General features: G+C 55.2%; 13 protein-coding genes and 1 riboswitch. Of the genes, 5 read left to right on the top strand and 8 right to left on the bottom strand.

Annotation, left to right across the window (positions count from 1 at the left end; genetic code table 11):
- Nucleotides 1-29: 29 nt before the first annotated feature.
- From thiD to WFK85_RS04800, 3 genes are all read right to left on the bottom strand, one after another.
- On the bottom strand, nt 30-830 hold the full coding sequence (thiD, locus tag WFK85_RS04810) for a bifunctional hydroxymethylpyrimidine kinase/phosphomethylpyrimidine kinase (RefSeq protein WP_166991168.1): 801 nt from the start codon (nt 828-830) through the stop codon (nt 30-32).
- Nucleotides 827-1,615, bottom strand: coding sequence for a hydroxyethylthiazole kinase (gene thiM, locus WFK85_RS04805; protein ID WP_166991164.1), 789 nt, complete (start codon nt 1,613-1,615; stop codon nt 827-829). Before thiM ends, thiD begins: the two co-directional genes overlap by 4 nt.
- Nucleotides 1,616-1,653: 38 nt before the next feature.
- Nucleotides 1,654-1,750, bottom strand: a riboswitch (TPP riboswitch).
- Entirely contained in the window at nt 1,747-1,908 is a 162-nt protein-coding gene (locus WFK85_RS04800) for a hypothetical protein (protein ID WP_166991161.1), read from the bottom strand. It overlaps the preceding riboswitch by 4 nt.
- A gap of 235 nt (nt 1,909-2,143) precedes the next feature.
- On the opposite strand from WFK85_RS04800, the gene WFK85_RS04795 reads away from it, so the two are divergent.
- Together WFK85_RS04795 and lpxO are read left to right on the top strand one after the other, a co-directional pair.
- Nucleotides 2,144-3,079, top strand: coding sequence for a YadA C-terminal domain-containing protein (locus WFK85_RS04795; RefSeq protein WP_336707460.1), 936 nt, complete (start codon nt 2,144-2,146; stop codon nt 3,077-3,079).
- A 137-nt stretch (nt 3,080-3,216) separates the two neighbouring features.
- Nucleotides 3,217-4,119 (top strand): lipid A hydroxylase LpxO, encoded by a 903-nt coding sequence (lpxO, locus tag WFK85_RS04790; protein ID WP_336707459.1) that lies wholly within the window; start codon nt 3,217-3,219, stop codon nt 4,117-4,119.
- Between the two features lie 65 nt (nt 4,120-4,184).
- On the opposite strand, the gene WFK85_RS04785 is transcribed toward lpxO, so the two are convergent.
- Entirely contained in the window at nt 4,185-4,796 is a 612-nt protein-coding gene (locus WFK85_RS04785; protein WP_336707458.1) for an FMN-dependent NADH-azoreductase, read from the bottom strand.
- A 254-nt stretch (nt 4,797-5,050) separates the two neighbouring features.
- Here WFK85_RS04785 and WFK85_RS04780 point away from each other — a divergent pair, with 254 nt between their 5' ends.
- Nucleotides 5,051-5,986 (top strand): LysR substrate-binding domain-containing protein, encoded by a 936-nt coding sequence (locus tag WFK85_RS04780; protein ID WP_166991152.1) that lies wholly within the window; start codon nt 5,051-5,053, stop codon nt 5,984-5,986.
- Here WFK85_RS04780 and WFK85_RS04775 read toward each other — a convergent pair.
- Nucleotides 5,973-6,428 carry a GNAT family N-acetyltransferase gene (locus WFK85_RS04775; protein ID WP_442892259.1) on the bottom strand — a complete coding sequence of 152 codons (456 nt, stop codon included), beginning with the start codon at nt 6,426-6,428 and terminating at the stop codon, nt 5,973-5,975. The genes WFK85_RS04780 and WFK85_RS04775 overlap by 14 nt on opposite strands.
- An 11-nt stretch (nt 6,429-6,439) precedes the next feature.
- Nucleotides 6,440-7,051, bottom strand: coding sequence for a T3SS effector protein kinase HopBF1 (hopBF1, locus tag WFK85_RS04770; protein WP_336707457.1), 612 nt, complete (start codon nt 7,049-7,051; stop codon nt 6,440-6,442).
- A 189-nt stretch (nt 7,052-7,240) separates the two neighbouring features.
- Here hopBF1 and WFK85_RS04765 point away from each other — a divergent pair, with 189 nt between their 5' ends.
- Together WFK85_RS04765 and WFK85_RS04760 are read left to right on the top strand one after the other, a co-directional pair.
- Entirely contained in the window at nt 7,241-8,371 is a 1,131-nt protein-coding gene (locus WFK85_RS04765; protein WP_336707456.1) for an ABC transporter substrate-binding protein, read from the top strand.
- Between the two features lie 190 nt (nt 8,372-8,561).
- Nucleotides 8,562-10,694, top strand: coding sequence for a TonB-dependent receptor family protein (locus tag WFK85_RS04760; protein ID WP_336707455.1), 2,133 nt, complete (start codon nt 8,562-8,564; stop codon nt 10,692-10,694).
- 83 nt (nt 10,695-10,777) lie between these two features.
- On the opposite strand, the gene WFK85_RS04755 is transcribed toward WFK85_RS04760, so the two are convergent.
- A complete protein-coding gene (locus tag WFK85_RS04755) occupies nt 10,778-12,208 on the bottom strand; it encodes a 6-phospho-beta-glucosidase (RefSeq protein WP_336707454.1) in 1,431 nt (476 codons plus the stop codon).
- 12 nt (nt 12,209-12,220) lie between these two features.
- Complete coding sequence (gene ascF, locus WFK85_RS04750) at nt 12,221-13,678, bottom strand: PTS cellobiose/arbutin/salicin transporter subunit IIBC (protein ID WP_336707453.1); 1,458 nt, start codon at nt 13,676-13,678, stop codon at nt 12,221-12,223.
- Nucleotides 13,679-13,699: the final 21 nt, after the last annotated feature.

Here is a 13,699-nt window from a genome sequence, read left to right as displayed (position 1 = left end):
TGGCTAAAAACTTCTCTTTTAACCGACAGTTACCACCATTCGTGAAAATGATGTACCGGGCCGATACCGTGCCCGACCTCCAGCGAATCCGCCTGAGCCAGCGCCTTCGACAACCAGATTTTTGCGGCAGCCACGGTTTGCGCCCAGTCGTCATGGCGGGGGCGGAGCGCAGCCAGCGCGGCAGATAAAGTGCAGCCAGTGCCGTGGGTGTTTTTTGTTTGCACGCGCGGCGCGGTAAAGCGCTGGACATCGTGGCTAGTAAATAGCCAGTCCGGGCTTTCTGCGTCGTCGAGGTGCCCGCCTTTCATCAGCACGGCCTCGCAGCCCATTGCCAGCAGCGCTTCACCCTGTTCGCGCATCTCTTTTTCACTGCGCGCGTGGGGCGCATCCAGCAGCGCTGCCGCTTCCGGGAGATTGGGCGTGATCAACGCGACATGCGGCAATAGCTTCCGACGTAAGCTTTCTACCGCCGATGGGGCCAGCAGCGGATCGCCGCTTTTCGCCAGCATCACCGTGTCCAGCACCACGTTTGGTACCTTATAGAACGCCAGTCGCTCTGCGACGGCTTCAACGATATCGGCCTCTGCCAGCATGCCAATTTTTGTGGTGTCGATGCGCACGTCGCTCAAGACAGAATCTAACTGCGCCGCCACAAACTCAGGCTCAATACGATAAACGGACTGCACGCCACGGGTATTCTGCGCCACCAGCGCAGTGATCACGCTTGTGCCGTAAGCGCCAAGCGCGGAGAAAGTTTTCAGATCGGCCTGGATCCCCGCGCCACCGCTTGGATCGGTTCCGGCAATAGTTAATGCGTTGATGCGTTTCATGCCAGCCCCTCCGCGTTAAGCAGATAAAGGGCGTCGAGGAAGGCTGGGGTAAAACTGCCCGGCCCACGGCTGGCGGCGATGGCCTGCTCGCCGGCAAGCGACATAAAGCGGCAGGCGCCGGCGACGTTGTCCAGCCTGTCTCCCGGTAAAGCACAGCACGCAGCAACCACGGCGGAAAGCGCGCAGCCGGTGCCGACCACACGCGTCATGAGTTCTCCCCCGCCGGTCACGGCAAACGTTCGTTCGCCATCGGTGACGTAATCAGTTTCTCCGGTTACGGCAACCACTGCACCGGTTTCGCGCGCCAGCTTTTGCGCCGCCGGGATCGCCGAAAGTGCATCATCGGTGCTGTCTACGCCACGGCCTCCGGCCTGCTCCCCTGCCAACGCCATGATTTCAGACGCATTACCGCGAATGGCGGCGGGTTTCAGTTGAATAATTTCGCGAGCGAAGCGCGTGCGGAAAGCCAAACCACCCACGGCGACCGGGTCTAGTGCCCACGGCGTTTCGGCGCTATTGGCGGCGTGAATAGCAGCCAGCATCGCCGTCGCGCGTTCTGAAGTCAGGGTGCCAATGTTGATCAGCAGCGCGCTGGCAAGCCCGCTAAATTGTGCCGCTTCTTCGGCTTCAATCACCATCGCCGGGGCAGCCCCAAGCGCCAGCAGCACGTTAGCGGTAAAGGTTTGCACTACGTCATTGGTCATGCAGTGAACCAGCGGCGAATGCTGACGGAGGTGGTGTAAAACAGAGGCGGCGGTTGCGCCGGGTAGCAGGTCAGGTTGCATAACGGTAAGGCTCCTGTCCGGCGTGAAAGAAGGGACGCCGGACAGGCATCTGACTTCCCTACGCTGGCATTATCCAGATCAGGTGGTACGGGTATTTCTCAGCCTTCACAAAGAAGGGCACCCCGAGTCATTTACAGCAATATGTTGTGATTAATGCAGGTCATTAATCCGTGCAGAGGATGGTAATGCCAGCGGGAAGTCTTGTAAACGGCAAAAACGGTCATCATCCCGTCGAATTTAGCCGCTCCACGCCCTTCTGCCATCAAGCGGCCCGCGAGTAACTGCACTTTCAAACGTAAGCGCCTTACCCCTTTTCACCCCGATTGTAACAACGGTGTGAGCAGCCTGGCACCAGCGCAAATAATGAATGTGAACGGCCTGTTTTATCGCTTTTAAACACTCTCCACTAAGAATTTTCTTATGATTTAGTTCAAGGATTGCATTGTCACATTTCGGGATAGTTCATCGCCGTTATTAGTGCACTCAATAATGCATTGGAACGTTCAATTTATTTATGGTGAGAGAAAAATGAAATCCTTTAACTTTGGTCAATCAATGGCTTTGGTGTTTGGTATTTTGGTCCTTTCGACTTCAGCCAGGGCTGATGTGGTAAGCGACTTCTATAATAATATGGTGAATAAATCTATTACCTGGCAGGAAGCAAAGGCCAGTTTTGAAAGTATGGATGCGTCGCAGCAGCAGGCTGTACGGGATTACGATCGCGCCCATCAGACAAACTATACCAGCGATTTTGTGAGTGGGACGGTGACGACCCCGCATATGGACTGGAATCATTCAGAGCCCGTTCCGCCGCATCTCGATGCTCCCCACTCAATCGTCGCCAGCACGCTTACCCCTTCAACGGCGATAATTATGGGTCCGGTTGTACCGTCCACAGCCGATAAAAGTTCACACCTGGACAGCCCGGAGACAGATGCCGACCACCAGGCAGCCAAAGATAAAGCGATGATCGAATATGTCCAGTCTCAGGTTAAAAACGGCGCTGATGGTAAAAACGGAACAAATGGTATTAATGGCAAAAATGGCCTGATAACCGCCGAAACGAAACTTGATACGGCAACGCAGGCACGCGTATCCACTAACGCTAACAATATTTCTTTAAATACGGAACATGCAGAAAATAATACCCGCCTGATTCAGGCCAACAGCCTATCGATAGCCAAATTAAATAATGCATTTTCTGCATTAAAAGATGAAGTTAACAATAATCAAAAAGAGGCCAACGCGGGTATCTCTGGCGCGATGGCAATGAGCAATATACCGCAGGTGATGAATAATCAAACCGTGGCTATAGGGGCAGGGATTGGCGGCTATGAAGGTGAAAATGCTTTAGCCGTGGGCGCCTCTACACGTATCGGAAATGCTGTTGTTGTGAAAGCCACCGTCAGTGATGATACAGAAAACAATATGGGTTACGGCGCGGGGTTATCTGTAGGCTGGTAAGTTTTCCCAGGCAACATTTACTTCGTTAAAACCACTGCTATGCTCTATTTCAGCGCCTTTTCAAAGGCGCATTTTGGGCAGTCGGGGCTTTGGCCCGGCAGGGAATGAGCAAAAAAACACAGTGGTCAGATAACAATATGAAATATATTATTTTACTCATCATTATTATTTCAGTGGTCTATGTGCATTATCGCGGCAAGATTCGCTTTCGTTTCTGGCGGCAGCTGTCGGACCATTCCACGTTTACCGCCCCGCTTAACGGTTTTATGTATCTTTTCTCCAGGGTGCCGAATACGCCCTATTTAACACCGGAAACCTTTCCCGAGCTGACAACGCTGCGGGAAAACTGGGAAGAGATTCGCGACGAAGGTATGCATCTGCAACAAATGGAGCAGATAAAAGCCGCGGATAAATTTAACGACGCCGGTTTCAACTCCTTCTTTAAAACAGGCTGGAAGCGCTTTTACCTGAAATGGTATGAAAACGCCCACCCGTCGGCCAGCATACTGTGCCCGAAAACCACCGAACTGCTGCGCACCATTCCTTCCATCAAAGCTGCGATGTTCGCCACCCTGCCCGACGGCAGCCGCCTGCCGAGGCACCGGGATCCGTACGCCGGTTCGCTGCGTTTTCACCTTGGACTTGCGACCCCGAATGACGATCGCTGCTTTATTGAAGTGGACGGGAAGCGCTATAGCTGGCGGGACGGTGAAGGCGTGCTGTTCGATGAAACCTATATTCACTACGCGGAAAACACCAGCGGCGAAAATCGCCTGATTCTGTTCTGCGACGTGGAAAGACCGATGCGCTACCGCTGGGCTCAGGCGGTTAACCACTGGCTGGGGCGCAACCTGATGAGCGCCGCGTCGGCACCTAACGATGAAAACGACCGCATCGGTGGGATCAACCGCGCTTTCCGATACATCTATCAGATTCGTATCGTCGGCAAGAAGTTAAAAAGCTGGAATAAAACGGTGTATTACATCGTGAAATGGATCCTGTTTGGCGGGATTGCCGTGCTTATCTGGCGGGCGTTTTAGTTCACTTCCGCGAAATAAACGAGCCTTTGCAGTAATAGCCAGGGCTCGTTATTCGTTATCCGTAATCAGGCCAGTGACGCAATCTGGTTTTTCGCATCGGCGAGTGCGGCGCTTTTCGCTTCGTCGCCACGGCTCAGGTTTTCTGCGCGAATAATGGTCACATCGGTCAGGTCAATGAAGCCCAGTACCGCTTTCAAATAGGATTCCTGATGCTCCAGGAATGCCGCCGGGCTGTCGCCGGTGTACTGGCCGCCGCGCGAAGAAGCGATAAACACTTTTTTGCCTTTTGGCAGCAGGCCTTCCGGGCCGTTGGCGCCGTACTGGAAGGTGCGTCCAGCCACACAAACTCGGTCGATCCACGCCTTAAGCTGGGATGGAATAGAAAAGTTGTACATCGGCACGCCAATGACAATCACGTCTGCGGCGAACAGGTCGTCAATAAACGCCCCACCGGCCGCGAGATCTGCGCCCAGCTCAGCGTCGGTCACTTCCGCGCCCTGGAAAGCGGCAATGTGCTTGTCGGACAGGTGCTGAGCCGGGGACTGCACCAGGTCGCGGTAAATCACGGTGGCACCGGGGTGCAGCGTTTTCTGGCGGGCAACAATCTCCGCCGACAGCTGGCGGCTGACGGAATAACCGCCCAGAACACTGGTATCAATATGCAGGATAGTCGACATCGTTTTAGCCTCTGAAATGGAGTCTGATTTAGGGGATAAGCGCGTTAAGAGTTTTTTTAGAGCCGTTAACATAGGTGTGCTCAATCTTTAAGATTCGCGGAACATGGCAGCCACTATGCCACCGCCTCTCTCACCCGAATAGCCGTTATATTTCGATGCAATCCATCGCCATGTCCGATACATCATCGCCAATGACAAACCCATGCCGAAGGGCTATATTGCGCTTCTTCCTTAACAGCCAGGCAGGAACCACAATGCTGGACGGTATTTCGCTGGACCAACTTCGCACGTTTATTGCCGCCGTCGACGAAGGCAGCTTCTCTGCGGCTGCTCGCAAGATGTACCGCGCCCAGTCGGTGATCAGCGATTTGATTAAGGGGCTGGAAGCCCAGATCGGCGTGCAGCTGTTCGACCGTTCCGGCCGCTATCCAAAGCTAACGCCAGAAGGTGAAGTGCTGCTGATCGACGCCCGCTGCATTGTTTCTGGCGTCGATTTTATGAAGGCGAGAGCGCGCGGTATGTCGTTGGGGCTGGAATCTGAACTTTCGGTGGTGGTGGACGTTTTCTTCCCGCTGGAGGCGATGACTTCGGCGGCCAAAGCCTTCCGCGAACAGTTTCCCGGCACGCCGCTGCGTCTGTTTGTAGAGGCGCTGGGTGGGGGCTACAAACCGGTGCTTAACGGCAGCGCGGGGATTGGTATTCTGGGCTCACTGCCGGATATGCCGGCCTCGCTGACCGGGGAGCGTCTGACCGGCGTTTCGCTGGTGATGGTAGCCGCGCCCGATCACCCGCTGGCGCAGTTCGAAGGCATCATCCCAAAGTCCGAACTGACCAAACACGTTCAGCTGGTGCTGACCGACCGCTCGGAGCTTTCCAAAGGGAAAGAGTTTGGCGTGATGTCACCTTCCACCTGGCGGCTGGGCGATCTGCTGGCCAAACACGCCTTTTTGCTCGATGGCCTCGGCTGGGGCAGCATGCCGTCACACGTTGTCGAACGAGATATTCGCGAGGGGCGGCTGGTGCGGCTGAACATTGAGGATGTTCCGCCGGCAGGGCTCGCACTGCCGATGTTTGGCGTCTACCCGATTGCCTCCCCGCCCGGACCGGCCGGACGCTGGCTGCTTGAACGGCTTAAAAACCTCTGCCCGGCAAAACTGGCCGCCAGTTCGCCCAAAACTAGCGGCGAGTAAGCAACCGGTGAGTCACCCTCTCCTCACCGGAAACGGCCTGAAACCCGGCGGCTTCATAAAAGCGAAAGGCGTGTTCGGGAGCATGGGTGTTATAAAAATCAAACCAGTGGTCTCCGCCGGCAACCAGGGCCTGCAGCAGTTGCTGCCCTGCTCCTTTTCCCCGCCAGGCCGGGCTAAGGTACAGGTGTCGAATACGCCCCGCGCGTTCGTCTGCTGAAAACGGGTCGCGATTAAGCCCGCCAATGCCGACCAGTTCCTCACGGGCAAAGACACCCAGTAGTTTTTCTCCGGGCAAGTCAAAACGGTTTTCTCCGCTAAGCCAGTTGGCTTCAAGCCGGCGCAGCATATTGTACTGTTCCTCAACGCTTTGCGCTTTGAGTGAGGCAAAGCCTTTGTTATCCGGCGTCACCAACATTATCCGCAGCACGGTTATCCCTCCCATTAATCCCACTGCTAGTCGCTATCAATATCCAGCAGGTTATTTAAAGCATGAGCCCGCAGCTCGTTAACTTTACTGATGCTTTTCTCCGGCGAGGAGCGAATCACATCGCGCGGATCGTTAATCAGCACGCGGCCATGGCTGTCGACTAGGAATTGCAGATCGTCGATGTGCAATTCATGATTTTTCAGCTTGTTAATAATGGCGTTACAGTCGGCCAGGACGTTTTGATTGAATTTCTTATCGTCCGGCAGGCTTTTCTTATTATTCACGATATCTTCGGAATCAAAAGCGTTGTGAATGTAGTCTTTCTCCACGCCCACGAGACCGCCATGTTTAATCAATGCATGAGCATCCACCACGGGAAAACCGAGATGCTTAAGCTGTTTGGTCGTTTCCAGCTCTTTTAAAGCGTACTGCTCCGCTGAAATGGTGCCGGTGGTGCCGGGTCTGAACAGGCACAGGCACTTGCGCGGATCCTGTCGTGAGTGAAAAACATCTTTTTGACTGCCTGCGCCAATTTTCTGTCCCAGCGACGGTACATCCTGAAACGCCGTGGCCGGTGTCTGTACATTAGACGTATGAAAGTGCCGCCCCTGGGCTGCATTGTTTGAAACGCTATACACGATGGACTCTCCTGTGTGGTTCAACACCACGGTTCAGTAAAGCCCTTGAGTGGCCAAAGCAGACGACAGGTTCCCGTCAGCCTCGCCCTGGCACCTTTCGTAACCAGAAAAATTCCCGCGTCCCCATTCCAAACGCTATGAGATCGATTATCATTCCCTTCCTAAATTTTCCCGTTCTGAAGGTCATCCATGTTCACAGTGTTTACCGCCAAAGCTCGCTGGCTGCTCGCCGCCGTTGCCCTGCTGAGCTTCGCCACCCAGGCCGCCCCGATTGTTGTTACCGACGTAGCGGGCCGGGAAGTGACGCTGCCCCATCCGGCAAAGCGCGTGATGCTGGCCGATGCGCGCGCCCTGCTGGCGCTGAATATTATTCACCCGAAGGATCCGCTGGAAAACATCATTGCCTGGGATAACTCGCTGAAGACCAAAGCGCCCGATCTGGCGGACGCCTATGCGCGAAAATTCCCCCAGGTAAGCAAAATCACGATGTTTGAAAATCCGTACTACACGGATTTCAGCGTTGAAAAAGCGGTCACCTTACAGCCGGATCTGATTATTTTTGACATCGGCGTGCTGGCCAAACTGAAGAACAGCGGCGTGCTGAGCCAGCTGGAAAAAGTGGGTATTCCGGTGCTGATTATCGACTTCCGCCAGCAGCCGCTGACCAACACTTTGCCCAGCATTGAGTTACTCGGCAAAGTGTTTGATGAGCAGAAAAACGCAGACGCCTTTATTCAGCACTACCAGCAGAGGATGAACCTGGTGCGCGAGCGCGTGGCGACGCTGAAACCTGAGCAGCGCCCGAGCGTGTTTATTGAACGCGCGGCGGGCATTCGCGGCGACGAATGTTGCCAGACTTTCGGCAAGGGCAGCTACGGCCAGTTTATTGATACCGCCGGTGGCAACAATATTGGCAGCAAGCTGTTCCCTGAAATGAGCGGCCAGGTGAATACCGAGCAGGTGATCACCAGCAACCCGGACTTTTACCTGATGACGGGTGCCGACTGGAACCGCGGCAACCGTTCGCCAAAAGCCGTGCCGCTGGGCTATATGGCCGATAAAGCCGTGGCCGAACAGAAGCTCAAAGGGCTGATGAGCCGGACCGGCATTAACGTGCTCACGGCGGTGAAAGAGAAGCGCGTGATGGCGATTTACCATCAATTCTACGACTCTCCGCTGAACTATATTGCGGTGGAAACCATCGCTAAGTTCCTGCACCCGGATTTGTTCAAAGACATCGATCCACAGGCCGACATCGAGCAAGCTCACAAGCAGTTCACCGCCCTGGATTACAGCGGCGTGTTCTGGGTTACCCCTTAACAGCCTGAATTCCCGGTCTGTTCATCTGTACTGCCGAGCGGTCATCCAACCACTCGGTTTTTTTTGCTTACTTTTCGCCTTATCCCGAATTATTCCGCAACAAAACTATTTACTTGAAAATAATTATCATTAAGATTGTCATTTCCAAAAAAACTCATAACGACAAACCCATAATTCTATAGGAATGATGATGCGCCCCCTTTTTCGTGTCTCTCTCCTGGCAAGCGCGATAGCATTTGCGCTGCCAGCGCTCGCCGCTGATAACACACAAACAGATAAAGCTCCCGCAGATAAAAAAGCTGACGACATTACCGTCGTCGGCAACTGGCTCGATAACCCAGACACCAGCACCGTGCTGCTTAACCACCCCGGCGCACGCTCGATCGTTACAGATCAGCAGCTTCGTGAGCAAGGTTCAGAGACGCTAGCCGATGCGCTAAAAGGCATTCCGGGCGTGCAGGTGCGTGACAGCAACGGCACCGGCGGCAGCGACATTTCCCTTAACGTTGGCGTGCGCGGCCTGACTTCTCGCCTGTCCCCACGTTCAACCATCCTGATGGACGGCGTGCCGCTCGCGGTTGCCCCTTACGGCCAGCCACAGCTTTCCATGGCGCCGCTGGGCATGGGCAACATTCAGTCCGTTGACGTGGTTCGAGGCGGCGGCGCAGTGCGTTATGGGCCGCAAAACGTTGGCGGCGTGATTAACTTTGTTACTCGCGACATTCCGAAAGAGTTTGGCGGCACCGTCAGCGCGCAGACCCAGGGCGCCAGCCACGGTGGCCTGAAAACGCTGACCAGCGCGTCCGTGGGCGGCACGGCGGATAACGGCTTTGGTGCAGAACTGCTCTACTCCGGCCTGCACGGCCAGGGCTACCGTGAAAGCAACGACAATACCGACATCGACGATTTCATGCTGAAGACCAAGTACAACTTCACCGATCGCGATGAGCTGCAGGCTAACTTCCACTATTACGAAGCCCAGTCAGGTATGCCAGGCGGCCTGACGACCGCACAGTATGCAAAAGATCCGTTCCAGTCGGACCGCCGCTGGGACAGCTTTGAAGGCCGCCGCAAGGATATGTCCTTCAAATATAAGCACACAGAAGACGATAAAAAGCTGGAAGTCCTGACCTACTTTACCGACAGCTACCGCAGCAGCGATCTGGAGTATTTCAAGGGCAACAAACGTACCCTGAACTCAGCGCCTCGCAACTACTCCACCTGGGCGATTGAGCCAACCTATTCTCAGCTGTTCCGCTTCTGGGATATGTCTCATGAAGTCACCCTGGGCTACCGCTACCTGAACGAAACGTCGGACGAGAAAGGTTACCGCACGCCAAAAGCGTATGATCCTGCGACAACCTTCACCAAACCGGACATGACCGAGTACTACCAGCACAGCTCGGGCGGTACTGCAGCGAACGCTTTCTATATTGATGATGCCATCAACGTCAGCGACTGGACGATTACGCCGGGTCTGCGCTATGAAAGCATCAAAACGCACACCAGCGACTCCTTCCAGAACATCGATCGCGAGAAGACCTACAGCCAGCCGCTGCCTTCTATCAGCGTGATGTACCATATGTCTGATGCCTGGAAACTGTTCGCCAACGCCAGCACCTCCTTCGGCAGTATGCAGTACTTCCAGCTGACCCGCGGCGGCAGCGGCAATCAGCCGGCAGCCGGCCTGACCCCGGAAAAAGCGCATACCTATGAGTTCGGTACCCGTTATGACGACACCGCGCTGAAGGCTGAAGCGACGCTGTTCTACATCGACTTCGACGATCAGCTGCAGTACATCAACAACATTGTGGGCTGGACGAACCTCGGTGCAACCAAACACCAGGGCCTTGAACTGGCGCTAAATTACGATCTAAGCGAAGTCGACCGCGCACTGGACGGCGTGAGCGTTTACACCACGTACACCTACACCAAAGCCACCAGTGACAAAGGGGACTTCGCCGGGAAAGATCTGCCGTTCTACTCTCGCCAGGTGTACACCGTGGGCACCCGCTACGCGACCGGTAACTGGGTATGGAATCTGGACAGTTATGCACAGTCTAAACAGAGCTCTCCGGGTACCGGGCCGAACTACATCACCGACGAAAGCGCGGACGGGCAGTTTGGTAATATCGCAGGCTATATGGTGTGGAATATGCGCGGCGAGTACGACTTTGGGCCGTCGCTGTCTCACCTGAAGCTGGGTGCCGGGATTAAAAACCTGTTCGATCAGCGTTATTACACGCGTTCGAATGACAATAACTCCGGGAAATACGTAGGTGAGCCGCGTACCTACTTCGTACAGGCTTCGATGGCGTTCTGATAACGACCCTCACCCTCTCCCTAAAAGGGAGAGGGGATAAAACGGTATTTCTCCCCTGCCTTCTGGGGAAAGAGAGGGGAAAATTACGCCAGATCCCCGCCGTTACTGGCAATCACCTTCTTATACCAGTAGAACGACTTCTTCGGCGTGCGCGCCAGCGTTCCCTGCCCTTCATCATCACGATCGACATACACAAAGCCGTAGCGTTTGCTCATCTCGCCGGTTGACGCTGACACCAGGTCAATGCAGCCCCACGAGGTGTAGCCCATGACCGGAATACCGTCCTCAATTGCCTCACCCATAGCTTTAATGTGTTCCCGCAGATAGCTGATGCGGTAGTCATCATTGATTTCCCCGTCGGCATTCACCTCGTCCTTCGCGCCCAGCCCGTTCTCTACCAGGAACAGCGGTTTCTGGTAGCGGTCGTACATCATGTTCATGGTGATACGCAGGCCGAGCGGGTCGATGCCCCAACCCCACTGGCTGAAAGTAATGTGCGGGTTCTTGAGCGATTTAATGATGTTAGCCGGGTTGGTATTCCCCTCGTTCATGTCTGCCGAAGCGCAGCGCGAGGCGTAATAGCTGAAGGAGACAAAATCGACGGTGTTCTTCAGGATCTCGTCGTCGCCAGGCTCGGTGACAATCTCAATCCCTTTCTCACGGAACATTCGTGCCGCGTAAGCGGGATAAGCGCCGCGCGCCTGCACGTCAATAAAGAACAGATTCTCGCGGTCTTTCTCGAGCGCCGCCCAAACGTCCTCCGGCTTGCAGCTGTACGGGTAGAAGTTCCCCCCCGCCAGCATGCAACCAACCTGATTTACCGGGTTAACCTGATGGGCGATTTTAGTGACCAGCGCGCTGGCCACCAGCTCGTGGTGCGCGGCCTGGTACATCACCTGCTCTTTGTTATCGCCAGCTTCAAAGACCAGCCCCGCGCCAGAGAACGGGCTGTGCAACATGATGTTGATTTCATTGAAGGTAAGCCAGTATTTCACCAGGCCGTCAAACGCCTCAAAGCAGGTGCGCGCGTAGCGGCTGAAAAACTCCACCATTTTACGGTTGCGCCATGAGCCGTATTCCTGCACCAGGTGCATCGGCACATCGAAGTGACACAGCGTCACCAGCGGTTCGATGTTGTATTTCTTGCACTCGGCAAACAGGTCGCGGTAGAACGCGATCCCTTCCGGGTTCGGCGTCGTTTCATCCCCTTTGGGGAAGATACGGCTCCACGCAATGGAGGTTCGGAAAACGGTGAAGCCCATTTCTGCCAGCAGCGCGATGTCGTCTTTATAGCGATGGTAAAAATCTATGGCCTCGTGGCTCGGGTAAAATTCATCGTCGCGCAGCGCAAACCGCTTTTCCACCCCGAGCTTTACCCCAAGGCGGTTGTCGCCATGGGGGATCATATCGACGGTGCTTAACCCCTTGCCGCCGGCCTGGTACGCGCCCTCAGCCTGATTAGCCGCGATAGCGCCGCCCCACAAAAATCCTTTTGGAAAAACTGTCTCAGCCATGCTTACCTCTGCTTAAAGTGTTTTTACTGCATTATCTGGTCGTACAAACGCCGTGCTGCTGCCCTGCTCTTTGGCTTTCGGCTCCTCGACGGGAATATCGTCAAAGCCGAGAATAAGCGTAGTAATAAACGACAGCACCACGGCCAGAATCATCACCGCCCCCACCCAAACGATGCTCATCGGGTTGGCAGGATCGAAGAACTGCACGCTGGTGAACAGCCCCGGTGAAGCCATGGAATGGCTGGCGAGCCCGCCAATACCGGCGACGGCACCGCAAATAAAACCGCTGATAAGGCAGGCAACCAGCGGGCGTTTCAGCCGCACCGCGACGCCGTAAAGCGCAGGCTCTGAAATGCCAGCCACGATTGCTGAGGCTGCGGCAGCAAGCGCCGTCTGACGCAGTTCAGGGTTTTTCGTTCGCCAGGCGACGGCCAAAGACGACCCGCCGAGGGACAGGTTAGCGCCAATTTCCGACGGCATAACCATGCCTTCTTTGCCTGTTTCGGCGATGGTCTGGATAATCGTTGGCGTAAACACGCGGTGCATGCCGGTCATCACCAGCAGCGGCCAGATAGCCCCCATGATGGCGACGGAAAGCCAGCCCAGATAACCGTGAACGGTGTACACCAGCGAGGAGATCCCGCTGCCAATCCAGATACCTAACGGCCCAATCAGTAAAATCGCTATCGGCGCGGAAACCAGCACAATCAGCATCGGCTTGAGGAAGTTTTTGGTCACCGCTGGCGTAATGCGATCCACGCCTTTTTCGATGTACGACAGCAGCCAGGTCATCACCAGCGCGGGGATCACGGTGTAGGTGTATTTCACGGCGGTGACGGGTATGCCCATAAAATCAACCGCCTGCCCCTGGGCCGCCTTCGCCATCAGGTCAATAAAGGCCGGATGTACCAGCACCCCGGCGATAGCAATCGCCAGCGACATGTTGGTTTTAAATTTCACGGCGGCAGAAGCCGCCACCATCACCGGCAGGAAAAAGAAAGCGCCGTCGCCGATGAGGTTAAGAATGGTAAGCGTCGAGGAGGTCGTTTCAAATACTCCGGTCATCGCGAGGATCATCGCCAGCAGCTTCACCATCGAGCCGCCGATAATCGCCGGGATAAGCGGCGACATGGTGCCAATCAGCGCATCCAGGATGCCCGCGCCGATGCGTTTCAGGGTCAGTTTGCCCTTTGCCGCCTGCGGCCTGTCGCCAGCCCCTTCGGGGAGATGTTTCAGCACTTCAGCGTAGGCCTGAGACACCGTGTTACCGATAATGACCTGACATTGCTGGTCGTTTTTCACCACGCCCAGCACGCCGGAAATGGCCTTCAGCCGAGCAATGTCCACCCTTGCATCGTCCTGTAATACAAAGCGCAGCCGCGTCATGCAATGGGTTACCGCCACCACGTTTTCCGCGCCGCCTAAAGCCTCAACAATCTGTCGGGATACTGCCTCGTACTTGTTAGCCATGAGGTGAAACTCTCTTGTTAT

Origin of the sequence: Cedecea sp. VD22, from assembly GCF_037150195.1 — a bacterium.
In the GTDB taxonomy this organism is placed as follows: domain Bacteria; phylum Pseudomonadota; class Gammaproteobacteria; order Enterobacterales; family Enterobacteriaceae; genus Cedecea.
The sequence above is the reverse complement of the archived record's forward strand: the minus strand, read 5'-3'. Positions and strand labels throughout refer to the sequence as shown.

What these genes read in the sequence shown, in the direction of transcription:
- thiD (WP_166991168.1), bottom strand. Translation starts at nt 830, where the DNA reads ATGAAACGCATCAACGCATTAACTATTGCCGGAACCGATCCAAGCGGT.
- thiM (WP_166991164.1), bottom strand. Translation starts at nt 1,615, where the DNA reads ATGCAACCTGACCTGCTACCCGGCGCAACCGCCGCCTCTGTTTTACAC.
- WFK85_RS04795 (WP_336707460.1), top strand. Translation starts at nt 2,144, where the DNA reads ATGAAATCCTTTAACTTTGGTCAATCAATGGCTTTGGTGTTTGGTATT.
- lpxO (WP_336707459.1), top strand. Translation starts at nt 3,217, where the DNA reads ATGAAATATATTATTTTACTCATCATTATTATTTCAGTGGTCTATGTG.
- WFK85_RS04785 (WP_336707458.1), bottom strand. Translation starts at nt 4,796, where the DNA reads ATGTCGACTATCCTGCATATTGATACCAGTGTTCTGGGCGGTTATTCC.
- WFK85_RS04780 (WP_166991152.1), top strand. Translation starts at nt 5,051, where the DNA reads ATGCTGGACGGTATTTCGCTGGACCAACTTCGCACGTTTATTGCCGCC.
- WFK85_RS04775 (WP_442892259.1), bottom strand. Translation starts at nt 6,428, where the DNA reads ATGGGAGGGATAACCGTGCTGCGGATAATGTTGGTGACGCCGGATAAC.
- WFK85_RS04765 (WP_336707456.1), top strand. Translation starts at nt 7,241, where the DNA reads ATGTTCACAGTGTTTACCGCCAAAGCTCGCTGGCTGCTCGCCGCCGTT.
- WFK85_RS04760 (WP_336707455.1), top strand. Translation starts at nt 8,562, where the DNA reads ATGCGCCCCCTTTTTCGTGTCTCTCTCCTGGCAAGCGCGATAGCATTT.
- WFK85_RS04755 (WP_336707454.1), bottom strand. Translation starts at nt 12,208, where the DNA reads ATGGCTGAGACAGTTTTTCCAAAAGGATTTTTGTGGGGCGGCGCTATC.
- ascF (WP_336707453.1), bottom strand. Translation starts at nt 13,678, where the DNA reads ATGGCTAACAAGTACGAGGCAGTATCCCGACAGATTGTTGAGGCTTTA.